A 24,626-nucleotide genomic window follows, 5' to 3' on the forward strand; every position below is an offset into this window, starting at 1 on the left:
GGGCGGCCGCCTCCTCCGTCTCCGGGTCCAGTGCCAGCTGCACCTTGACCGGGTCGCGGCGGTCGAAGCGCAGCGCACGGCCCGGGGGCAGGCGCTGCGGTCGCAGCGAACCGAACAGCACACCCTCGGAGGGCGGGCAGGAGAGCACCATGCTGGGCGTGTTCGCGTCGATGAGCATCCGCAGCGCCGGTTCGCCCATGGCACGGCTGAAACCGCCGGCACCGCGCGCCAGGATCAGGTGGAACCCGATGTCGGCGCCGTGGGGCAGCATCTCCATGAGCGGGGACAGCGGTCCGCCGCCGCCCGCGGAACTCAGCAGGTCGTAGTCGTCGATGACCACGAACAGTTCGGGGCCGGTCCACCACGAGCGCTCGCGCAGCTGCTCCGGAGTGACCTCCGGGCCCGGCAGCCGGGGCTTGAGCGCCGCGGCCGCCGCCATCATCATCTCGCGTGCGCTCTCGCCGGTCACCGCGTAGCCGAGACGCTGCTCCTCGGGGATCGCGTTGAACAGGCCGCGTCGGGGGTCCACCACGACCACGCGCGCCTCCGTGGCGCTGTACCGCTCCCGGATGGTGCGGGTGACCAGACGCAGCAGGTTGGTCTTGCCGCTCTCGTTGTCCCCGACCACCAGCATGTGCGGCAGCACCGAGAAGTCGTGCCAGAGCGGCTCCAGACGACGCTCCTCCAGACCCAGCGCGATCTTCGGGCCGTCCTCGGGGGGAGGCAGGTCCGACGCCGGAAGCGAGAGGGGCAGCAGCCGCACCTGGGGAGCGGACGGGCCGTCCCACCGCTGCTTGACGGCGGCCACCACGTCGGCCACCGACGCCTCGGGGCCCTCCTCCATGTGCGGCAGTGTCGACAGGAAGTGCTTGTACTCGGCGGTCAGACCCCGCCCGGGAATCCGGGGGACCTTCTCGGCCTGGCGCATGTTGATCGCCGAGTCCACCGCGTCGCCGAGCCGGAGCTCGAACCGGGTGACCAGCAGGTCGCGCAGGCTGGACTGCACGTCGGCCCAGCGCGGGGAGGCCACGATGAGGTGGATGCCGTAGTTGAGGCCCCGCTGGGCGATCTGGGTGATCTCGGCGATCATGTCGATCATGTCCGCGCGGACCGTCGCCCAGCCGTCGATGACCAGGAACACGTCCCCGTAGGGCTGGTCGGAGAACTCCCCGGCCGCCCGCCGGCGCCGGTAGGCACCGATCGAGTCGATGCCGTGTTCGGCGAAGAACTGCTCACGGCGCCCCAGCAGCGCCGTCATCTCCGCGACGGTGCGCGTGACCCGCTCCAGGTCCATGCGCCCGCAGATACCGCCCACGTGCGGCAGGTCCGCCACACCGCGCAGTGTGCCGCCACCGAAGTCCAGGATGTAGAACTGCACCTGCTCCGGGGTGTTGGTCAGCGCCAGCGCGCTGATCAGCGAGACCAGGAGGGTGCTCTTGCCGCTCTGCGGACCACCGATGACGGCCGTGTGCCCGCCCGCGCCGCGCAGATCGGCGGTGAGCGGGGTCCGCAGCTGCTCGAAGGGGCGGTCCACCAGACCCACCGGCACGGTCAGCACCGGGTCGGTTCCCCACGCGGGCAGTGAGGTCGCGCCCTCCGACCGCAGCATCTCCGCCACGGTGGGGGCCTGGTCCAGGGGCGGCAGCCACACCTGTCGCGCGGGGGGACCGACGTCCCGCACCGCCTCCAGGGCCGTCTCCAGCAGGCTGGTGTCCGACTCCTGCACCGGTTCCGGCTCGGGTTCCACGGCTGAGACCGGAGGCCCGGCCACGTACCCGGGCAGGAAGGGGGTGATCTCACGCGCGGCGGTCGACGCCCGCGCCGCACGCCGCTTGGCGCGGTAGGGCCCGGACACGTAGGCGGCCTTGAACCGGGTGAGTTCCTCGGTGTCGGACTTGAGGTAACCCGAACCCGGCGCGGGAGGGAGCTGGTGGGCGTCGGCCACACCGAGCACGCCCCGGCTCTCCATGGCCGAGAACGTACGCAGCGCGATCCGGTAGGAGAGGTGGCTCTCCAGCTGGTGCATGCGACCCTCGTCCAGCCGCTGGGAGGCCAGCAGCAGGTGCACGCCCAGGCTTCGGCCCAGGCGCCCGATCATCACGAACAGCTCCATGAAGTCCCGGTGCGCGGCGAGCAGCTCGCTGAACTCGTCCACGATCACGAAGAGCGTGGGCATGGGCTCCATGGTCGGGTCGCTCCGGCGGCCCTTCTCGTACTCGTGCACCGAGCTGAAGTTGCCCGCTGAGCGCAGGAGCTCCTGGCGGCGGATCAGCTCGCCGTGCAGGGCGTCCTGCATGCGCTCCACGAGGGAGGTCTCGTCGGCCAGGTTGGTGATCAGCGCCGAGGTGTGGGTCAGCTTGTCCAGGCCGATGAACGTGGCGCCGCCCTTGAAGTCCACCAGGACGAAGTTGAGCTTCTCGGAGGAGTGGGTCAGCGCGAGCGACAGCACGAGCGTACGCAGCAGCTCGCTCTTGCCGGAACCGGTGGCGCCGATCAGCATCCCGTGCGGTCCCATCCCCCCGAGCGCCGACTCCTTGAGGTCCAGTTCCAGGGGCGCACCCGAGGCCGCGATGCCGATGGGCACCCGCAGTCGGCTCTCCGGACGCTCGCGTTCCCACTCGCGGGCGGCGTCCCACGTGTGCAGGTTCGGGATGCCCAGCAGGGTGGTGAGGTCGAAGTCGGTGGTGAGCGGCTCCACGACGTCGGCGGCGACGCTCACCCGGTAGGGGGCCATCATGCGGGCCAGCGAACGGGCCCGGTGCAGGTCCAGGGAGTCGGGTCGTCCGAGGTGGGAGAAGGACTCGCGTCCGGTACGGTCCAACTCACTCATCTCCACGGAATCCTTTTCGACCCGTAGTGAGAGTGTGTGAGGCGCTCCGTCCCACATGCGCTCGGTGCCCACTTCGATCACGATCGCGTTGCGAAAGCCACCGCTGAGCAATCTCGACCCTTGCGGCACGGTTCCGCCGTCGACGATGATGACCGTGAACGGCTCGTCACGACCGGGCGCCGCCTGAGGGTCGAAGGGCGGCCGGTCCGCCAGCGCGGGACCGACGAGTCTTTCCAGCTCAATGGCGTCGGAGGCGATCAGCCGGACCGGGCCCGCGCCGTCGCGCTCCGTCGGATGCATGCAATGCGGAAGCCATTTCATCCATTCCCAGTCGGCCATTCGCTCACCGTTCACACAGCCGACAACACGCAATTCATCTGGCGCGTGAAAAACTGTGACCTGACCCACGAGTGCGCGCACCATTGCACGGCTGGATTCCGCGTCGCCGCGAAGACCCAGATGCGCGAATCCCCGTAGATAAAGCGAGACCGGCAAGTCCGCGACGGTGGCGTAGGCGTTGATGAAACGGCGCAGCGCGTGCGCGCTGAGCGGCTCCAGGTCCTCCACCGGCTTGGTCGACAACGGGGCGATGCGCGTCTGGAGCGGTTGCTCGCCCACGGCGATGCGGATCTCGGCGAAGTCGTCGTGCGCCCCGCGGCGCTCCCAGAGCCTGCTCGTGCGCACCAGCGACCACAGCGCCTCCGGGTCGGGGCCGTTCCACGCCCGCGCCTCGCGCTGGGCCACCACGACGTCCCGCACCCGGCCGCGCATCTGGCCGAGATAGCGCAGGTAGTCGCGACGGTCACCGGAGAGGCGTCGACTGCGTTCGATCCGTACGCGCAGGATCTGACCGCCCACCATGGCCACCGCGCCGACGAGCATCATGCCGCCCGCGATGAAGGGCATGGCCGTGCCCAGGGCACCGCCCCCGCCGGGGCGGATGAACATCATCACCATCGCGAGCGAGCTCAGTGCCATCGGCAGGTACATGAAGACCCCCGAGATGCTGTTCTCCTGCTCAGGGAGGACCGGGGGTTCCTGGAGGGAGAGCTCGCCGTCGGGCGGCTCGGGGCCGGGTCGACGCGCCGGCCTGCGGACGAGGATGGTGCTGATCAGCGTATCCCTTCTCTTTCCCCTGGTCAGGTGCCATTCGTGACAGGGGCGGCGGGCGGACCGGCCGGGGGCAATTCCGACGGGCTCGAATGGGGGAACCCTAGAGCCGGATTCGGTCTCCGGGTGAGGGGGCTGGGGCGCTCAAATGAGCAACGGTATCCCCGGGGCAGAGTTTTCCGAAACGTCATGACCGGAATTCCGGAAGTGATGCTAGTCTAGCTCAGCATTTCCAGTTCGGGTGCGCCGTACCCCTGCCCCCGGGTGTTCCGCCGAGGAATGGCGCAGCCCCGCCTTCTCCCCCTCCACGGGTGTCTTTATCCCACACCCGTAAACCGACCCAGCCACTGTCGTCCAGCGAGGAGGACCGATGTCGGACGTCGTCTCCGCCGATCTCTGCCGCCTGGTCGTGCGCGCGCCCAACGCCTCCTTCGAGATCGCCGTTCCGTGCGACCTGCCGCTGGCCGAGCTGCTGCCCACGTTCCTGCTCTACGCCGAGAACGAGTACGAGGACCTCGACGAGAGCGGCCTCGAGCACGGAGGGTGGGTGCTCCAACGTCTGGGCTCACCCCCGCTCGACGAGTCCGAGACCGTCGAGACGCTCGGCCTCACCGACGGCGAGACCCTGTACCTGCGCGAACGCGCCGACCAGATGCCGGAGATCCACTTCGACGACCTCGTCGACGGACTGGCCGACACCCTGTCGGAGCGCTCCGACGGCTGGGGGCCACGGGTCTCCAGGCGGGCTCTGACCGGCACCGCCGCCGTGGGCTTCGCCGGTGCCCTCGGCCTGTTGACGCTGCTCGGCCCCACCTGGATCGCGGGCGCCACCGCCGCCGCGACGGGGCTGCTCCTGCTGCTCGCCGCCGGGGCGGCCGCCCGCGCCTTCGACGCGCCCATCGCGGCCGCCGTCACGGGCGGCGCCGCCGTGCTGTTCATGGCGTTCGCCGGGGCCACGCTCCCGGGTGGCGACCCCAGCAACGCCCTCACCGGCGCGCGGATGCTCTCGGGCGCGTCCACGGCGACCGGCGCCGCGGTCCTTGCGATCGCTGCCGTCGCCGCCTGCCTGCCGTTCTTCACGGCGATCATCGGCACGGCCCTGTTCACCGCCGCCGCCGGTGCCCTGCTCATGTTCTGGGACAACGCCCCGCCGCCCGGGGTGGCCGTCTCGGCCGCCGCCCTGGTGCTGCTGCTCTGTTCGTTCGCACCTGCCCTGGCCTTCCGTCTGGCGGGGATGCGCTTGCCTCCGCTGCCTGACGGGGTCAGCCAGCTCGGCGAGTACATCGATCCCCACCCGGCTCGCGACGTGCGCACCCGTAGCCAGCGCGCGGACCACTACCTCGGCGGCCTGCTGGTCGTCGTCGCCGTGGTCTGCGCGGCCTCGATGACCGTGCTGGCCGCCCACCCGGGCGGCCTGGCCTCCACGGCGGGCGTCTGCGTCGCGCTGATCCTGCTGCTCCAGTCGCGCGGGCTCAGCGGTGTGTGGCACCGGGTGTGCCTGCTGGGTGCCGGTGTCTACGGGCTGGTGGCCATGGCGGTCGGCGGCGGGCTCGTGGGCGGCGACACCGCCCGCATGGTCCTGTTCGGGCTGCTGCTGGTCGCGGCGCTCGGTCTGCTCCTGGCCGCCTGGTCCGTGCCGGGCAACCGCCCCATCCCGCACTGGGGACGCGCGGGCGAGCTCATCCAGAGTCTCGCGGCGATCGTCCTGGTGTGCCTGATTCCCGGGAACCTGGGGTTGCTGGCGCTGCTGAGGGGGATCGGCGGATGACGCGTAGCGGAAGGCGGGTGGTCTGATGCAGACCCGACGCGACCAGGTACAGGCGCACTCGTTCATGGTGCGCCGACTCTCCACGGCCATGGCCGCCGCCGATCCGGACGCCGTCGAGGCGCCCTTGCGGCGTACCCGCAACGGCGCCTTCATCGGGCTCATCCTCGCGGTGCTGCTGTGCGTGGGGTTCCTCATCTTCGGCCTGATCTTCCCGGGCGGCGCCACCTCCTGGCGCTACGAGGGAACGCTCGTCGCCGTCAAGGGCGGCGCGGGCCGGTACGTCTTCTCCGATGGCGTTCTCTGGCCGGTGTCCAACCAGGCGTCGGCCCTGCTGCTGGCATCGAACCCCAAACCGGTTCAGGTCGCCGCCGACTCGCTGGAGGGCACCCCCGTGGGAGCCCCGCTGGGCATCGCCGGTGCCCCCGACGGGCTCCCCGCCACGGACGCCGAGGGCTCCATGGTCTGGCAGGTGTGCGCCACCACCGTCAACACCGGGGACGGCGTCGAGACCCTGACCTCGCTCACCCTGGGCCGGTCCCCGTTCGGCTCCCCGGTCGGGGAGGACGACGGCGTCCTGGTCCGGGGACCCGGCGGTGAGGCCCACCTGCTGTGGAAGGGCACCCGCCTGGCCATCGACGAGGAGAACGGAGCCCTGGAGTCCCTGGGATACGGCACGGCCGTGGCCCACCCCGTCGCCGCGGCCGTCCTGGACGGCGTGCCCGCCGGGCCCCGACTCGCCGCACTCGACGTCGAGGGACGCGGGGAGGACGGGCCGCGTGTCAGCGGAGCCGACACCCGCGTGGGACAGGTCTTCAGCGTCCCGGCCACGGAGGGCGGATCGGAGCAGTTCTACGTCCTCACCCGGGACGGGCTGACCCCCACCGACCCCACCCACGCCCGCCTGATCCTGGGGCACCCGCTCACGGCGGAGGAGGCCTACGGGGGCGGCGACCCCGCGCCGGTCGAACTCACCGTCAACGAACTGCGCTCCCACCTGTCGGGCGCGGAACCGGTGACCGGTGACGGGCTGCCCTCCGTGCCGCCGCCGCTGACCGATCCCCAGGGCGCCGCGCTGTGCGTCATCGACCAGGGTGACGGCGCGCTGGCGCTGGCGCTCACCTCCCCGGCCGACATCGGCGGGCGGGCGGCCCGGCCCCCGTCGGGCAGCACGGCCGCCTGCACCGCCCCCGACCTCATCGACATCCCGTCCGGGGAGGGCGGCCTGGTCAGGGCGGCTCCGGCAGGCGGGGCGGCGCTGCGCGGCTCTTACTTCCTGGTCACCGACACCGGAGCCAAGTACGCGGTGCCCGACGCCAAGGCGGCCGAGACCCTGGGCTACGCGCCAGGAGGGGCCTCCGCCGTGTCCACCGCCCTGTTGGACCTGCTGCCGACCGGGCCCGACCTGACCCCGCAGGCCGCCGCGGAACCCGTCGGCGCTCTCGCGGAACCGGGGGAACCCCGGTGCCTTTCCGACTGACGCCCCACAGAACCAGGAGATTCCCATGTCGATGATGCGCAGTACCGACCAGGCCATGCGGACCGGCCGCGACGCCATGGAGACGGCCCACACCACGTGCAACGGCGTCTACACCGGCGTGGACGGCGTGCGGGACCTGCTCGGCGGCAACTGGCAGGGCGGCGCGGCCACCCAGTACGACACCGCGCTGGTCAAGTGGCTCGAGGAGCTGCGCCTGATCACCAACGACATGAACGACATGATCGGCATCCTCGGCGGCACCGAGCGCAACTTCCACGCCATGGAGGACGAGAACATGCTGTCCGCCAACTGGATCACCCAGCTCAACCCGAACCAGGCCGACGTCGCTCGCTGACCTGACCTGATCTGACCGACCTGATCCGTACGCCCCCACGACCGGGGGCGCACCACCGAGAGAAACCGGAGCCATGTCCATGGACGGATTCGAGATCAAGTACAGCGGTGCTGACGACGCGGGCATCGACCTGCGTAAGCAGACCGACATCATCGAGCAGGCCATCAACGAGCTGGACGCCAAGGTCCAGGCCGTCAAGTCCGACTGGATCGGTGAGGCCGCCGAGCAGTACGACCAGCGGCTCCTGTCCTGGCGGCGCAACGTCGCCGACATGCGCGCGCTGCTGGGCCACGCCCAGGTCTCCCTGGGTGACATCACCGAGCGCTACCGCCGCGGCGACCTCCAGGAAGCCGGGAACTGGAACGCCCGCCGCTGATCGCTCCCCTCGGCCGCGGCGCCGGTCCGCTCGGGCCACGCCGCGGCCGAGGGAACACCGCACCCACACCGGATGACGCCGCACCACGGCTTGACGAAGAGCTGGACAGGAGAGGACGGGGCAGGACGTGTCAGAGGAAAAGACCAAGGTCACGCTGGACTATCTCAAGACGTTGCAGACGGCGCACATTGATCCGCTTCGGGAGAAGGTCTCGAAGATGAAGACGCGGGCGTCCGAGTTCTACCCGGGTGGCGAGGGTGCCTCCGCCCCCAAGGTGCCCTTCGGCAATCCGGACTACCTGGACTACGCCGGTTCACTCTCCTCGGAGGTCGGCGGCGTGCTGTCGCAGTTCACCACCCTGGTCACCGACCTGGAGACCCGCCTGGTCGGGATGTCCGCCGGGATCCGGAACAGTGCGCTCACCTACGAGGAGCTGGAGTCCGACGCCGAGTTGGACGCCACTCAGGTCGGCCAGATCATGTCCAACGGTGCGCCCACGGGCGGCGGTGGCGGCGGCGGTGGCGGCGGCGGTGGTGGTAACGGCGGCGGTGGCGGCAACGGCCCCAACGACTCGCCCAACGAGACCCCCGAGTCGTCCTGAGCCGAGGCCCTCGGCACAGCGTCCGTCCGCTCTGTTCCCCCGAGCACCCCTTCGCCCCACGAACCCGCCCCTGAGGAAATTCCATGGCTGACGAGGACCTTCCCGAGAAGGAGGGGACCGACCCCGCGGCGCCCGAGGCCGGGGGTACCGCCGATGTCAAGGAGATGGCCCACGCCATCAACGCCTTCGCCGACGCCGACGACAAGGGCTCGGCTCCGAAGATGGGCTCCGCCCAGGCGGTGAAGGACACCAACTGGCTGAGCAACTACTTCTGGAACGTCAACAACCCCAAGAACGCGGACGAGTGGTTCGGTTTCGAAAGCCGGTCCTCCGACGCGGAACTGCTCGGTGGCTACGAGTGGGGTTACGCGGTCTACTCCGGTATCCACATCAACGACGCCGTCAAGGGGACCGACGGCACGGTGTGGGGCAACTTCATCGACCCGATGCGCACCATCCTCAACGCCGCCTCCAACCCCGGTGTCGGGACGGGAACCTTCAACAGCGGTGTCCTCAGCCGCATCGAAACCGACCTCGGTGACTTCCGTGACTTCTCCACCGCCCGCTACGACGAGATGTGGGCCCTCGCTGAGGAGATGAAGCCGGGCAACGAGAAGTTCGAGGGCGCCGGAGCCGAGGCCCTGCGGGGGTATCTGAGGAAGCTGGCCCTGGAGTTCCAGCACATCGCCTCCTACGTCGAACCGGCCATCGACGCGGTGAACTCCGCGCGCCTCGCTGCCAACCCCACCTACCTCCAAGCGGTGATCGGCGCCTTCAACGACTGGCAGAGCAGCTCCGACCGCAGTCCCCGCTCGACCATCCGCAACTGGTGGGAGGAGCAGCGGGACAAGGTCACCTGGGAGGACAGCATCATCAAGATCCGCGGTATGCGGACCGATGAGAAGGCCACCTGGGAGACCTTCGAGACCGAGATCAAGGAACGCTGGTGGGACAACCTGGCCGACCTGCGCAAGGCGGCCACGGAGGGTATCTCCACGGTCTCGACGACCTACAGCACGTCCGCGTCGGAGATCCTGCCCTTCACTCCCGTCACGGTCACCCCGCCCGGAGGCGGTGGCGGGGGTGGAGGTGGCGGTGGTGAGGGCGGCGGCGACGGTGACGGCCGCTCCATCCAGGACATCATCGACGAGTACCTCAACGGCGGCAGCGGCGAGGGCGGCGGCGGTGACGGCGATGGTGGCGGCGGCGACGGTGACGGCCGCTCCATCCAGGACATCATCGACGAGTACCTCAACGGCGGCAGCGGCGAGGGCGGCGGCGGTGGAGACGGTACCGGAGGTGGGGACGGAGCCGGTGGCGGCGGTGGTGGTGGAAACGGGCCTCTGGGCGACGGCCGCACCATCGACGAGATCGTCAACGACTACCTGAACGGCCAGGGACCCAACAGCGGTGGATCGGATATCCCCAATGATGGGGGACCCGTGCCCGAGGGCGGTGGTGGTCCCGGCTCCGGTGGTGGCGGGCCCGTGCCCGTGCCCGGGGGTTCGGGTGAGCTGAACGGTCCACCCTCGCCCGGGTCGGGTGATCTCAACGGTCCGCCGAACCCACCCGGTTCGGACACCCCGGACGGAACGCCCCTCTCTCCCGTCAACGGCTCGGTCACCTTCCCCGGCGAAGGTGGGGGTGGCCCCGGTGAGGGCGTGGGCGGTCCCGGCGGAGGTCCCCTCGACGGGATCGGAGGCGACCCCTCCTCGTCCGGTGGCGGTCCGGGCGGGTTCTTCCCGCCGCCGGTGGCGCCCGGTATGGGCAGCCTGGGCGGCGGTGGTGCCGGCGGCGGCTCGAACAACTCGGGACGCCGGGAGCAGGGGACCCCGCTCCCAGATGGGAGCACCATGCTTCCCGACGGCGGTACACGTCTCCCGGACGGCACCGTCGTGAACCCAGACGGCAGCACGCGGCCCCCGGACGGCAGCGGGCAGATCCCCGAGGGGAGTACGCCGCTTCCGGAGGGGAGCGCCCGGCTCTCCGACGGCAGCATTCGGCTTCCCGACGGGAGCATCCTGAACCCCGACGGCTCGCGTTCCGACGGTGGCAGCGGTGACCCGTCCTCCTCTACCGGGGGACCGCCAAGCGGCGGCTTCGGGGACCTCGACCTCTCCTCCTCCACGGGTGGCGCGGGGGGCGGCAGCGTGCCGCCGCCTCCGGGTCGCGTATCCACCGAGGGTGACCTGGACCTGTCTTCGGGCGGTTCCGGTGGAAGTGGCAACGGGTCCGGCTCGCCCATCCCGGGTGGTGTGGGTGATCTGGGTGGTCCGGGTAACGCGGATCGGCCTGGGCTTCCGGACGCGCCGATCATGGGCGGGTCTGGTGGCAGTGGCAACGGATCGGGTTCCCCCATTCCGGGTGGTGTGGGTGATCTGGGTGGTCCGGGTAACGCGGATCGGCCTGGGCTTCCGGACGCGCCGATCATGGGCGGGTCTGGTGGCAGTGGCAACGGATCGGGTTCCCCCATTCCGGGTGGTGTGGGTGATCTGGGTGGTCCGGGTAACGCGGATCGGCCTGGGCTTCCGGACGCGCCGATCATGGGCGGGTCTGGTGGCAGTGGCAACGGATCGGGTTCCCCCATTCCGGGTGGTGTGGGTGATCTGGGTGGTCCGGGTAACGCGGATCGGCCTGGGCTTCCGGACGCGCCGATCATGGGCGGTTCCGGTGGCAGTGGCAACGGGTCCGGCTCGCCCATCCCGGGTGGTTCCGGCGAGATCGGCGGCGGCTCGAACCGCCCCGAGATCCCCGGTCCCCCCGTCCTCGGCGGTTCCGGAGGCGGCGGAGGCAGCGGCTACCCGTCGCCCGGTGGCATCGGTGGGCCCGGTGACCTGAGTTCCTCGTCCGGCCCCGGTTCGGGCTCCGGCTCGGGGAGCGGCAGCGGATTCCCCAGCCCCGGCGGTATCGGCGGCATCGGTGGGCCCGGCGACGTGAACTCCTCGTCCGGCTCCGGTCCGGGCAGCTCGGGCGGTGGCATGACCCCCCGCTCGGACTCCGGCTCCGTGGGCGGCAACGGTGACGGCGGCGGAGGCGGCCGGGGCAACGGTCCGGGCGGGACCAGCCCGTTCGGCGGCTACGGCGGGGGCCAGGGAACGGACGGATCCGCCACGGGCGGAGGCCCTGGCACCCCCGGAACGCCCGGCACCCCGGGCACCCCCGGCATGCCCATGATGCCTCCGGGCGGGATGGGCGGTGCCGGTGGCGGCGGCGGTGGCGGCGGCCAGGAACGCAGCCGCACCACGTGGCTCTCGGAGGACGAGAAGGTGTGGGGCACCACCGCACGGGGCGGCCCCGCCTCACTCGGACGCCCCGGAACACGAAAAGACAAGGGAGTGAGCAGCGTTGGACATGTCCCTGCAGGGTCAGATGGAGAGGTCACTCGAACAACTTCGCCAGAGCCAGGAGCGGCTGGCGGAGGCAAGCGCAAACCTGGAGTCGGTTACCGCCGAAGCGGCGTCCAAGGACCGGATGCTCAGCGTGACGGTGAACGCGAGAGGCGAGATCGCTGAGATGCGGTTCCACACCGAGAAGTACCGGATGATGGCACCCGCCGAACTCGCCGCCGCGATCATCGAGGTTGTCGAACGCGCCCGGCGGGACGTGGCCCAGCAGGTCTCCACGGCCATGGGCGGACTGGTGCCGGGCGACTCGGCGGCACGTGAGCAGGCGGTGGCGGGCGACCCCACCGCGCTGCTGGAGGAACTGGGTCTGGGTAACGTGCGGGCGCCCAAGTGACGGACGGCCGGGAGCGGGGGAGGGACGTGCCTTCCCCGCTCCCGGCCAGACGACGGAGACGGGACAGGGACGAGCAAGGAGGGGAACATGTCGGAACGCATCTCGATCGACCCTGAGGCAGTAGCCAGGGACGGGGCCGAGATCCACCAGCTCGCCGCCGAGGTGCGGGCGATCGACCAGTGGTACACCACCTCGGCCGACGCCCTGGGCGAGTGCTGGGGTGAGGGCGACGCCGTCGCCAAGTCGTTCGAGTCCAACTACCTCCCGGCGCGCGACGAGTTCGCGGTCTTCCTGAAGACACTCGGTACGGCGTTCGAGGACACCGCCGAGGCCACCATCGACACGGCGAAGCAGTTCGGCCGCTCCGAGCAGTACGGCATCGACACCGCGACGCGCCTGGGCGGGATCCAGGGCGGTACCGGTGGTACCAGCGGGAGGCACTGACCCCCATGGGAATGGAACTGCCCGCCGAACTCCGCAACCTGTTCTCGGTTCTGACAGGTTCGGAGTGGCCCACCGCCGACGAGACGCGGCTGTGGGAGCTCGCCCAGGTCTACGGCACCACCGCTGACCGGTTGGAGATCGAGCTCCCCCAGCTCGTCATCCGGATCAAGAACAAGGTGCGGGAGAACTTCGACGCCACGGCGGCGGACTTCTTCGACCAGTCGGTGGACGAGTTCACGGCGGGGCAGAACAACTACCTCGGTGAGGGGACGAAGGTCGCCCGGGGTCTCCAGGAGTACGTCCACAACGCGGGCACACAGGTGCAGTACGCGAAGTGGATGATCATCGGCCAGCTCGTCCAGCTGGCCGTGGAGATCGCCTGGGCGATCGCCATGGCGCCCTACACCTTCGGCGCCTCCCTGGCCAAGATCCCGATCTTCCAGGCGATCGCCCGCACCGTCATCGGGCGGGTCATGTTCCGGCTGCTCTCCACGCTGCTCCAGCAGATGGCGATCAGCCAGTTCTTCGCCCTCACGCTGGACGCGCTGATCCAGCGCATCCAGATCGATCAGGGCAACCGCAACGGGTGGGACCACAAGCTCACCGAGGACGCGGCCAAGGGCGCCATGCTGGACGGTCTGTTCGGCACCGCCGCCGTCTTCGGCGGCAGCGCGCTGTCCAATCAGTTCAACAAGCTGCTCGGCAACACCACCGGGCCCTCCATCACCAAGCATCTCGACGACAACTTCCCCACGGGCGGCCCCGGTGGCGGCCCCGGCGGGCTGCCCGATGGCATCGGCGGCGTGATGGGCCGTAACAGCGACGAGTTGCTGCGGCCGTACGGCATGGACAACCGGCCCGGGTGGAACCGTCCGATCGACGGCGAACGCTTCCGTACCGACATGGGAGACGAGTTCGCCAACTCCCTGGGCGGCGCGATGGGCAAGGACCAGGCCCGCGACTTCGGTGAGCGCTACGCCGACGCGTTCACCCGGAACTGGGGCAGGGACGGCCTCAACGACGCCCTGAACGACGTGGTGAACAAGTACGGGCGGGGCCTGGACCCCAACATGCGCGACTTCCTGACCACGGGGGTACCCGCCGGGGTGCGCGACGGACTCTCCGACGTGGGCACGCACTGGAAGAACTTCCTGGCACAGCTCGGCGGCCAGGGCATCGCCAACGCCGCTCAGGGAACCCTCAGCGAGGGCTTCTTCAACCTGCTCTTCAGCGACCAGAAGACCTTCTCCGTCACGTGGCTGTCCGGGGTCTCCGGACTCGTCTCCGGTGCGGTGCAGCAGAGTCTCACGCAGGGCGGACTGCTGCTGCTCGACCACCTCCGGAACGCGGGCCTCCCCGACGGAGTGCCCCCGCCCACCCCGCAGCCCGGCCCTTCCGACGACGGTGTCAACGACAACCGCAGCGTCGGTGGCGATGTCGGCGGTTCCCCGGACGGGAACGTCAGCACGTCGGACTCCGGGTCCACCTCCTCGAACGGCTCCGGCTCGAACGGCTCCTCCTCGGAAGGGGCGGGCGGGGGTTCACGCGACGGGCGGGGCGACGGCTCGCAGAACTCGACCCCGACTCCTCCGCCGCCCCAGCGGGTCTCCACCGAGTCGTCGGATACGAACGACCGGGACAACACGGGCCCCGCCACCCCCGAGCCGTCGTCGAACGAGAACAACGGCTCGAACGAGGGACCCACGGAGGGCTCCTCGGGGCAGGGATCCGACCGCCCCGTCGACAACGTCAACGAGAACACGAGTGGTGACGACTCCGACCACCTGAACCGTGGCGGCCAGGAGAACACGGCCGTGGACGAGGGCGGCTCGGGCGACGCACCGGTCGTCGGCGGTCAGGAGCAGGACACCGGCGGACAGGGCCGTTCCCCCGAACAGACCGGTGACGGCGAGGGGTCGGGGGTCGTGGACGGCCCCGAGGCGCCGAACCGGGACCAGGGAGGGCCCGAGAACACACCTGCGGAGGGGGCCCAGAACCAGGAGACCCCTGCCCCGACTCCGAATCCCCCGGTCCAGGAGACCCCCGTGCCGGAGACCCCGGTTCAGGAACAACCAGTTCAGGAGACCCCGACCCCGACCCCGAACCCGGCTCCTCCCGTCCAGGAGACGCCTGTCCAGGAGACTCCTGCCCCGACCCCGGCTCCTCCGGTCCAGGAGGCCCCCGTGTCGGAGGCGCCGGTTCGGGAGACCCCTGCCCCGTCCCCGATCGCTCCGGTCCAGGAGACCCCGACCCCGGCTCCTCCGCTCCAGGAAACTCCCGTGCCGGAGACCCCGGCCCAGGAGACTCCTGCCCCGACCCCGGCTCCTCCCGTCCAGGAGGCCCCCGTGTCGGAGGCGCCGGTTCGGGAGACCCCGACCCCGACCCCGAATCCGACGCCGACCCCTCCCGTCCAGCAGACTCCGAACCCGACCCCTCCGGTCCAGGAGACCCCCGTGCCGGAGGCACCGGTCGAGGACACGTCGAGTGACGGCGAGGTCAGGGCCGGCGGTGGTCCCGTGCACGACGCTGGGGACACCCCCGTGCGGGAGACGCCGAACCAGGAGCAGCCCGCCCAGGATTCCCCGAACCCGACCCCTCCCGTCCAGGAGCGGCCGGTCCAGGACACGTCGGGTGACGGTGTGGTCAGGGATACGGATGGCCCGGTGCGTGAGAACGGCGCCGAGGACACTCCCGCCCAGGAGCAGCCCGTCGGAGATGGTGGGGTGCGGGAGTCGGGTGGTTCTGAGGACGCGAACGGCCCTGAGGGCACGCCGGTCCGGGAGACGCCCGAGCAGAACGTGCCGGTTCAGGAGTCCCCGAACCAGGACGCGCCGGTCCGGGACACCCCGAACCAGGAGGACTCCAACACCGGCCGACCGGATCTGACGACCGACGACCAGGGCGGCCGGTCCATCGACCAGGACACCCCGGCTCAGGGGTCCCAGGACGCCACCGACGGCAACGGCCAGACCTCGACCGGGCCGTCCCCGAACGCGGGCGGACAGGGTTCGAGCGACGGCAACGCGAACACCCACCGTCCGAACGGATCCGGGCGCGACGGCGGTCCCGAGACGGTCACGGACCACGGGCCCGGATCGGACGACACCCGCACTTCCCAGGACGACACCGGCGCCGACGTCCGGTCCTCTGGGGACCGGCCCTCGGGCGAGTCGGACTCCGACGCGCCCGTCCACCAGAACGGTGACCAGCAGGGACAACGGAACGACGACGATCCCCAGGGCTCCACGCGTGACGAGGACGGTTCCGGGTCGCCCGTCCGCCAGGACGACGGCTCGAACGAGTCGACCGTGCGCCCCGACGACACCCCCGTGCCCGTCGTGGTCGCCCCGCCGCTCCACCCCGGCGCGCAGGGTGGCCAGGAGTCCACGGGGGACGGGCGCCGTCAGCCCCCGCCCGGCAACCAGACCAACACCCCACCGGTGTCCCGCCCGCGTCCCGACCCCGACGCCCCGGCCACCGTCTCCGACCGGATGCGCCCGCCCGCTGACTGGCAGAACATCCGGGACAGCATCGAACCCACGCGTGTGGGGGGCAACCGCGACCGCTCCGGCGTCGACACCGACGGTGTCGAGATCCTGCACGGATCCAGCAAGGACAACCCGATCACCTCGATCGCGGATCGCGGCTTCGACGTGCGTCGCATTCCGCTGCCGGACCCCGGCCCGGACGGACCGACCCACGTCACCGAACTGACGGTCCGCATCAACTTCGACCCCGGACCGGGTGTCAGCCAGTCGGACGCGAACACGGCGCAGCAGGTCTTCCTGGACCGGTTGAACGACGTCGTCAACGAGCGCTACCGTCTGCCCGGCAGCGGTGACCAGCTCCACGTCCGTGTGGAACCGGTCGGTCCCGACGGCCGACCGCACTCCAACGTGTCCTGGGTCCGCGACAACCTGGACCTGCCCGGGCGCAGCGACACCGCCAACTGGCGTATGGACGACGGCCCCGACGTCTGGCTGCACGAACTCCTGCACCGGATCGGTCTCAACGACGAGTCCCAGGACCGTTCCCAGGGCGGGTCCGGCCGCCCCCGCGCCGTGCTCCGCGATTCGCCGGATTCGAGCGCGGTCCACGAGGTCGGTGGCTACATGGACTCTCCCGGCGGGCGCGACAACCGGCCTCCGCAGATCCTCAACCACTACCTGGACCAGATCGAGGCCCAGGCGAACGGGGCCTCCCGCTACGATCCGCCCGCCCGGGTGGGCGACCTCCCCGACTCCGTGCACCGGGACCTGTCCCAGGTGCTCGACCCCGACGGGAACCGGAGTCACTCCGACAACGCGGCCCTGTTCGGCGCCGCCTACGACAGCCGCGTGCGCGGGCGCGGTGACGACCAGGTTCGCGCCGACCTCCCGCCCCGGCTGCGGGAGGACTTCGACCAGACGGTCCGGGAGTGGACCTCGGACGGGCGTTGGGACCAGGCCCTCGACACCGCGCGCGACGCGGGCATGGACGCGCCGCTCTCACAGATGCCGAGCGGTCCCACTCCGGTGACCACGCAGGGCGGAGACCACCGGGCCGCCTCACCCCTCTTCAACCCTTTCAAGTCCAAGAGCGGCGGAAGTGGCAGCAACAACGGGGGCGGCGGCCGCAATAGCCGTAACAACGGAGGCGGTAGTAGGGACAACGGGGGTGGCAGCCGGGACAACGGGGGCAGCGGCGGCCGGAACCGCAGGAGGCCCGAGAGCCATCCGATGCGGGACCTCGGGGACCAGCGTGACCGCGAAGGTGACGGGAGCCGTAGGCATCGTCGCCCCAGGGTCACCGACGACGGGGGCGAGGGATCCTCCCGTACCCCGCGCGGGACCAACCCGACCACCACGGGCGAGACGCCCCCGCCGCAGGTTCAGGACGGGACCGTGGCGCCGACCGACACGCAGCAGCAGGTCGACGGTGAGACCACGCGGCAGGACCCCCCGCAGATCGTCGTCACGCCCGACCTCACGCCACCGGACCCGCCGCCCGTGACCAGGCCGGTCACGGAGGAGACCGCGGAGGTGCTCGACGTCCTCGCGGACATCGGTCCCAACGCCGACCACGGCGGCTACTCCGGCATGCGGATGAACCCCGACGCTGACGTCGACGGTCTGCGGGACCGACTGTTCGACCAGATCCGGCGGCAGGGCGTGGAGCCGGACGGTTCGGCGCTCACCGATGCCATCGAGCGCATCAGCGGAGGGCGGACCACCCCCGGCGAGACGATCGACGTCCCCGTGCACGATCCCCGTCGGGACGGGGACGGCGACGACCGGAACACGCCGCCCCCGCGAGGGAACGTACAACTGTCGGTGGACCGCACGTGGCGCGACATCACGGACTCGCCCGACCGTCGCGTCAACGCCGGGAACGCGACCGAGAACCGGGCCAAGACCGTGGGCAGCGGCGCCCAGCAGAGCCGCAAGAGCGTCAACCCGGCGTTTCCCGCGGCCGTGATCGGTCAGATCGGGGGCACGACCGCGCTCATCACTCCGCGTCTGAAGGCGTCGTTCGCGGTCCGTCAGCGCGGCACCGAGTACCAGACGAGTACTGAGCGCCGTCACAAGCGCAAGGTCGACGTGGACGGGGACGATCCCGCCCGCTTCACCGGCGACCTCGTGGTCAACGCGGTCCTGGACATCGCGCCACTGCCACAGCGACCCGCTCCGCCCCCCGGCGAGGCTGCCTCTGGCGACCAGCGGCGACCTTCGGTCCAGCAGCCACCGGGACAGGACACCGCTGGTCAGCAGCAACCCGCCGGTCGGCCGGTCCGGGTCGAGTTCTCCGACCGGTTGAACGACGCGTTCGACCTGGTCCTGCCGGGTCACCTGCGTGACAGCGGCGGGGAGAGCACGGCTGACCACCGGCCCGCCCCGCGGGAGTTCCGCACCGACGACCCCGCTTCCCGTGTCGACGGCGGCAACGGGACGCCCATCCGCGCCCCCCGGTTCTCACAGACGCTGGGCCTGATCGACGCCACGGTGCCCCCGAGGTTCCCCGTCAGCCCGCGGACACTGCTGGACAACCTGCCCCGGGCGGACAACGGGGAGGTTCTGCGCTTCTCCTACTCGGACCCGAAGGGCAACACCCAGATCCTGGAGATCAGCGGTGGCCCGGTCAACTACGTGAAGGTCGGACCGGACCTGAAGGACTCATCCTTCACGGACACTGGCAAGTCCTCCGACAACGCGACGTTCGGCGCGGCACGCACCGACAAACAGGAGGTCCGGGCGGGTGCCGGGTTCCTCGGCGGCATCGTCCCCGGGGAGTCCGTGGTTCTTCGCGTCGGCCCCGAGGTGGTCGTCGGGGCCAAGGGCACGCAGAAGCACACGCGCAGCACCGAGTACGGCAGCGAGCGCGTGTTCGGGCCCGGCGCCAAGGGTGACTCGGCCTTCTACCAGGTGGAGCGCACCTACCGTGTCACGACCACCGAGCCGCAGCCCGCACCACCCGCTCAGAACACGACGAACACGGACGACAGCAGGGCGAGCGCCGAGGGCAACGGCGGGGGACGCGGTGACCGTTCGGCCCAGCCGCAGCCCCAGCCGCTGGTACGCCCGGGAACCCTGGACCTGACCACCCTCGACCAGGTGTCCACCGACGATGCCCGCACTCTGGCGGGCGGCGGTGAGAACCGGGCTGCCCCAACCCCCCCGGCGGCGCCCAGTGTTCCCGGCCTCACGGCGGACGGCGTGCGGCACCTGGGCGAGGCGGCCCCGGTGCGCGCCGAGTGGAACGACGGTCGTCTGCGGGACGGCAACGGCGACTCACCGATGACCGTCGCGGCCCGACGCCTCCACGAACAGGTGTTCGCCCGCCACCCCGAACTTGTCCACGACCCCTCCGGGGCCCCGGGAGACAGAAGGGGCTTCTGGGGGAGTCTGTGGAGGGGCCCGGACCTGCGCGCAGAGAACACCCTGAAGATCTACGAGCAGGTCGGCAGGGCGGTCTCGGGGGCCGACGCCCTGACGACCAGCGGCGTCGACATCATCCTGCGCACCGGTGGCTTGCGCAACGCGCTCACGCCCGCCCCCGGGTCCCTGCGTGACTTCGTCGGTGCGATCCCCGGGCTGTCGTCGGTACGTACCGATGACCGGGACGGCGCGGACTTCCTCACGGTTCACCTGAGCGGGGAACTCAGCGCCCCCCGTTTCGAGGGCTCCCGCAGCGGCGGCTCCCTGAGTTCCGGACTCGGCGCGTCGACCGCGCAGGGATCAGGCAAGCAGAACTCCATCGCCTACGGCGGGGAGATCTCGGCCGCCTTCCAGGCGCGGTTCGGGACCACGGCGGGTGGCCTGCCCAAGGGCATGCTCGAACTCGGTGGTGGATACACCTACGAGCACGAGACGGCGAAACCGTTCTCCGGCAACCGCAAGGGGGGTGTCGAGGCGTCCTCCAAATCCGAGGGTGACCTGGACTCCTGGTCCTACGAGCTGCGCCTCGACGCGTCGATCGGCATCAACACCCCCGTGCGGCTCGACGTCACACCGCAGGGCGTGGGCCCCGACGCGGGGGGCCCACGGGTCGTGTTGGAGGGACCCAGGACCACGCCCGTCCCGGGGGAAGTCGACCGCCCCGGACCGAACACCGACCGCTCGGCTGCCGAGAGGGCGGCTCGTGACGCCGCCCGACAGGCGCTGGCCGATGCCCAGGAGGCACGGCGGGCGGTGGACCTCGCCGAGACCGAGCGGAACCGGGTCCAGGCTCTGGCGAACGCCCTCGTCGACCGTCAGGAAGCGTTGACCGAGTCTGAGAAGAACCTGGAGACCGCGGAGAAGAAGGCTGAAGGGGACCAGAAGGACTTCCAGAAGAAGGACGAAGCGGCCACCAAGGCCGAGAACCAGGCCGGAGCGGACCGACGGCAGGCCGTCCAGGACCGCCTGGACGCCGCCCGGATCCAACAGGAGGCGGCGGAGCGCCAGGCCGACGCGGTCCAGCAGTTGTGGGACTACGTCAGTGCGCTCCGGGAGGCGACCGGCGGTCCGGCGCGGGAGGAGGGACCCGGCAGCGGCCCCGACCTCACACCGCTGGTCGTTCCCGCCCCCGGGCAGACGGATCAGACCACCGCCAACGACCTGCTGAGCACGGCCGTCGACAACTGGAACAAGACCGTTGACGCCAAGGACGAGGCGGTGGAAGCGGTCAAGGAGGCCGAGGCCGCCCACCGCGAAGCCTCTCGGCCGAGCGCCGACGGCGGTGCGGCCACCACCACGCCGCCGCGCTCGGAGACGCCGCCCGCGATTCGGGAGCAGCGCGACGACGCCCGGGAGGCTCTGCGGGACGCCGAGCGTCTCGACGGTGACGCCAGCACTCAGGACACCAGGGCCGACACCGCCGAGAGCAAGGCCGACGAGAGTGAGAAGACCGCCAACGATCTGCGAGGGAAGGCCGACGAGGCCCGTACCCGCGCGGACGAATCGGCCCGACGCGCCGACGAGGCGAGGGACGCGGTGGACACCGCTCGCGACGACCGCGACGCGTCGGTGAACGCCGTGCGGGACCTGCCCGGCAGGGAGGAGAGTCTCACCCAGGCGCTCGACAACGAGCGGCTCAGGCACGGTGACGCCGCCACGGCACGCGGCCTCGGGGAGGACCACCGGTTCGCGGCGGATCGTGACGCGCGTCTGCGCTCTCCGATCCCGGCCGACAATGAGCCGCCCGCCCCTCCGGCGCCAGGGAACCAGCAGAACCAGGGCGATCAACAGGCCCAGATCAACGAGAACAACCAGAACCAGAACCAACAGCAGAACCAGGACAACCGGGGCGGAGGTCCGCGTCCACGGCCCGACCTCGATCTCGACAGCCTGCCGCACGCGCCCAAGCACTCCGAGTCGCCGGGTCTTCTGGACAACCTCGTGGACTCCGTGAGATCCGCGCCCGGGTTCACGCCCGCCTCCCGGTCGGGAGAGGCCGTCATGGGCACCTGGCGCGTCCTCGGTTCGCCCCGGACCCTGGCCGCTCACGAGATGGACGTGCACGATGGAGGGCTCCCCCTCCAGGGCCAGTTCGAGGACGGTTGGCGCAGACGCGCCGACCTGTCCCTCAACGTGCACGCCGAACGGGAGTCGTTGCATATCTCGGGGGCGCAGCGCGACGGCGGGGTCGACCTCACCTTCAAGGCCGAGTCCGACCGGGTCGTCGGTACGAGCGAGAGTTCCTCCCACAACGTGACGGTCGGGCTCAAGGGGGAGGCGGCCCTCAACCAGGCCGACTCCAGGTACAACCGGCTACGGGGCGCCGTGGGCTTCACCCCGTTCGCCACCAAGCAGACGGAGACCCAGGGTGACTCGACCTCCTTCGGTGAGGAGAACAAGGTCTCCCTCCCCGGCAGCACCGTGGACGTCACGACCTTCGACCGCTTCGACGTGGACACGACGATCCGCACCCGTTGGAACCTCGGGGTCTCCCTGCCGTTCAGCAAGACCGTCGACGGGAACGGCAATGTCCTGAGGCGGGGGTCGGCCGCGGAGGGATTGGGTGATCGCAACCCGCCCCCCCAGACCCAGACCCAGCCTCAGACCCAGGACCACACCCAGAACCAGGAGGGGAACGACCGGAACCCCGAGCAGGACGGTCAGGTTCAGGAGGAGGTCACCCCTGCCCATCACACCGCGAACGGGCAGACCGACTCCCGCTTCCGTGTCCTCGACCTCGCCCAGAAGGGGGCCCTGCCGGGGACCGCCGGTCTGGACTCCGCGCTGGAGCGGTCCCGGTCGGTCCCGGACGACATCAGGGTCGTCCCCGGCCGGGAGGGGGCCGGTCACGCCCTCAACAACATCGACTCCGCCGCCGCTCTGGACAGCATCAACAGGGCGGTCCGGGACAACAGGCTCGAACTGACCGACCAGAGCCAACGGGACATCCGGGCGGCCCTGTCACCGAACAACACCCGGGGCCTCAACCTCAGGTACCAGACCGGGGGCCTGGCCCTGGAGGTCAGGTTCCGCAACGAGTTCATGGGGGAGCAGCGTCCCAGCAAGGGCGGGTGGATCCTGCTCAAACTGGGCCCCGACGGCGGCCCCGTCTTCGGTCCGGTCGAGTCGGGGATGTCCTCGGAGCGTTCGGTCTCGCAGTCCACCGAACACAACGACTCCGAGGGCAAGCAGAATAAGCGCGGAGTGACCGCCACGCTGGACGGAGGGGTCAACCCGACCCAGTCCATCGGGACCGACAGCAGCGGGGACCCGACCTTCCCGAAGGACCGTTACCAGTCCTTCGCCCCGAACACGGGGACCGGACTGGAGAGCGGGACCACCAAGACGCACCTGACCTCGGACACCGGGACGGAGTCGAGGTCCCGGACGGTCAAGGCACCAGGAGCCACCGGGAACACGCCGACGAGGTTCGACTTCACCGTGTCCGTGGAGGACGGGAAGGTGTTCTCCTCACACGCCGACGTGGGAAGCCGTACGGAGGTCTACCCGGCGGGAACCTTCCAGCCCACGCCCCCCGGCCAGCCGCCGGCGGCCGCCCCGCCTCCGGTGACCTCCCAGCCGGTCCCGCCCCCCGCGCCCGCGCCCGGGACCGCGCCCGGGACCGTCGACGTGCGGACCATCTCCGACGCCTGGTTCGGTGGACTCGGCCGCCCGCAGGTCAGCCTGCCGCCGGTCGAGGCGGTCGGGCGCGGCCCCATCGCGGACGCCGCGGTGATCGCCCAGGCGCGGGCTCTGGACTGGGAGCCCGCCACCGGAGACCGAAACGTCACCAACGCCGTCGACCACCTCAGCCAGGGGCGCCCCGGCCCGCGCGGGCCCATGCTCGGAGCCGCCGTGGACCAGCAGGTACTGACCACGCTGTTCGGCTCCTCGTCCACGGGCGACGGCGCGACCCTCGTCGGGCTGGACAAACAGGGGCCCTTCGCCGTACCGGGCCTGGAGACCAAGCTGTTCACCCAGGTCGATCCGGGTGGCGCCAGCATCATCGGCTCGGTGAAGGACCTCTCGACCGGCGGCGAGAACCAGAACACACACCGGGACGAGGACTCCGTCGCCCACGCGGGCTCGACCGCGCTCACCAGCGGTTTGGACATGTCGGGCATCAAGGGCGTGGACCAGGCGGCCTCCGGCTTCGACGAGAGCGCCGCCCTCGTCGGCGGTGGCGCGAGCAACGCCGGTGCCAAGAGCTCGGCCGCGGGTGGTGGGAAGCAGTCGACCTCGACCGTGCAGACCCACGCGGACGCCGCGGTCAAGGGGGGCGGCTACCTGGTGCGCTTCCCCGTCGACGTCCTGGTCGTCGCCCAGGACACCAAGTCCGGCACCCCGCCGAGGGCGGAGAGCACGACCTCGACGGTGGACGTCTGGCTGAGCCTGGACCAGATTCGTCAGATCGCACCCGGCGTGAGTGCCGATTCCATCGCGGCGTGGGACACTGTCGCGGAGCGTCAGGGCGCCGCCGCCGACTCCGAGAAGGCGCTCGGCACCGCGCTCGACAACGAACTCGGTCTGCACCGGTCCGAGGCGGATCGGGGGCACGCCCGGCAGGCCACCGACCTGCTGGCCCTCGGACCCGAGCTGAACCCGAGATCATGGTCGGCGGACACCGCGCGCGGCGTCCAGGCGATCCGTGACTACCTCGGGTCCGGGGCCGAGGACCGCGGCTGGAACCGTACGGTGGATCAGACCGCCGAGCGGCACGGCGAGGCCCTGAACGGGCTGCGCGACCTCTGGAACACCGCCGGTACCCCCCAAGGTCTGTCAGAGGACACGGTGAGGGCGCTGAGTGATCTGGTGGAGCGCCGCGACGCGCTGCACGACGCCCTGCGCGCGCACCGTTCGGCCCTGGACTCCTACTTCCAGGCCCTGAGGGAGGCCTTCCACCCCACCCCTCCGCCACCGCCCCCGCCGCCACCCGCTCCCAACACCACGGGGGTCAACCCGGTGATGCAGGCGAACTTCATGACCGCCCTCAACCCGACCTGACGGGCCCAC

Annotated in this window: 10 protein-coding genes; 9 read left to right on the forward strand and 1 reads right to left on the reverse strand. The window is 71.0% G+C overall.

Annotated elements, in window-relative coordinates:
* The coding region (locus D452_RS0111840; RefSeq protein WP_026129212.1) for a type VII secretion protein EccC at positions 1 to 3,943 on the reverse strand (3,943 nt) is incomplete at its 3' end.
* A gap of 367 nt (positions 3,944 to 4,310) precedes the next feature.
* Between D452_RS0111840 and eccD the strand changes: the two genes are divergently transcribed.
* From eccD to D452_RS0111890, 9 genes are all read left to right on the forward strand, one after another.
* Positions 4,311 to 5,708, forward strand: a complete 1,398-nt coding sequence (gene eccD / locus D452_RS0111845; protein WP_017544364.1) for a type VII secretion integral membrane protein EccD — start codon at positions 4,311 to 4,313, stop codon at positions 5,706 to 5,708.
* A 25-nt stretch (positions 5,709 to 5,733) separates the two neighbouring features.
* Positions 5,734 to 7,185: a type VII secretion protein EccB gene (gene eccB, locus D452_RS0111850; RefSeq protein ID WP_017544365.1), complete on the forward strand. Its 1,452-nt coding sequence runs from the start codon at positions 5,734 to 5,736 to the stop codon at positions 7,183 to 7,185.
* Between the two features lie 25 nt (positions 7,186 to 7,210).
* Positions 7,211 to 7,540 (forward strand): WXG100 family type VII secretion target, encoded by a 330-nt coding sequence (locus D452_RS0111855; RefSeq protein WP_017544366.1) that lies wholly within the window; start codon positions 7,211 to 7,213, stop codon positions 7,538 to 7,540.
* Between the two features lie 73 nt (positions 7,541 to 7,613).
* Positions 7,614 to 7,916 carry a WXG100 family type VII secretion target gene (locus D452_RS0111860; RefSeq protein WP_017544367.1) on the forward strand — a complete coding sequence of 101 codons (303 nt, stop codon included), beginning with the start codon at positions 7,614 to 7,616 and terminating at the stop codon, positions 7,914 to 7,916.
* Positions 7,917 to 8,043: 127 nt separating this feature from the next.
* Positions 8,044 to 8,517, forward strand: a complete 474-nt coding sequence (locus tag D452_RS0111865) for a hypothetical protein (protein ID WP_017544368.1) — start codon at positions 8,044 to 8,046, stop codon at positions 8,515 to 8,517.
* 83 nt (positions 8,518 to 8,600) lie between these two features.
* On the forward strand, positions 8,601 to 12,029 hold the full coding sequence (locus D452_RS31700; protein WP_051061293.1) for a hypothetical protein: 3,429 nt from the start codon (positions 8,601 to 8,603) through the stop codon (positions 12,027 to 12,029).
* Complete coding sequence (locus D452_RS0111880; protein ID WP_275040725.1) at positions 11,950 to 12,255, forward strand: YbaB/EbfC family nucleoid-associated protein; 306 nt, start codon at positions 11,950 to 11,952, stop codon at positions 12,253 to 12,255. The genes D452_RS31700 and D452_RS0111880 overlap by 80 nt, the downstream gene beginning before the upstream one ends.
* An 87-nt stretch (positions 12,256 to 12,342) precedes the next feature.
* Entirely contained in the window at positions 12,343 to 12,699 is a 357-nt protein-coding gene (locus D452_RS0111885; protein ID WP_017544370.1) for a hypothetical protein, read from the forward strand.
* A 5-nt stretch (positions 12,700 to 12,704) separates the two neighbouring features.
* Complete coding sequence (locus D452_RS0111890) at positions 12,705 to 24,617, forward strand: WXG100-like domain-containing protein (protein ID WP_152498575.1); 11,913 nt, start codon at positions 12,705 to 12,707, stop codon at positions 24,615 to 24,617.
* The last annotated feature ends 9 nt before the right edge of the window (positions 24,618 to 24,626 follow it).

The sequence above is a fragment of the Nocardiopsis prasina DSM 43845 genome, from assembly GCF_000341265.1.
GTDB lineage: Bacteria > Actinomycetota > Actinomycetes > Streptosporangiales > Streptosporangiaceae > Nocardiopsis > Nocardiopsis prasina.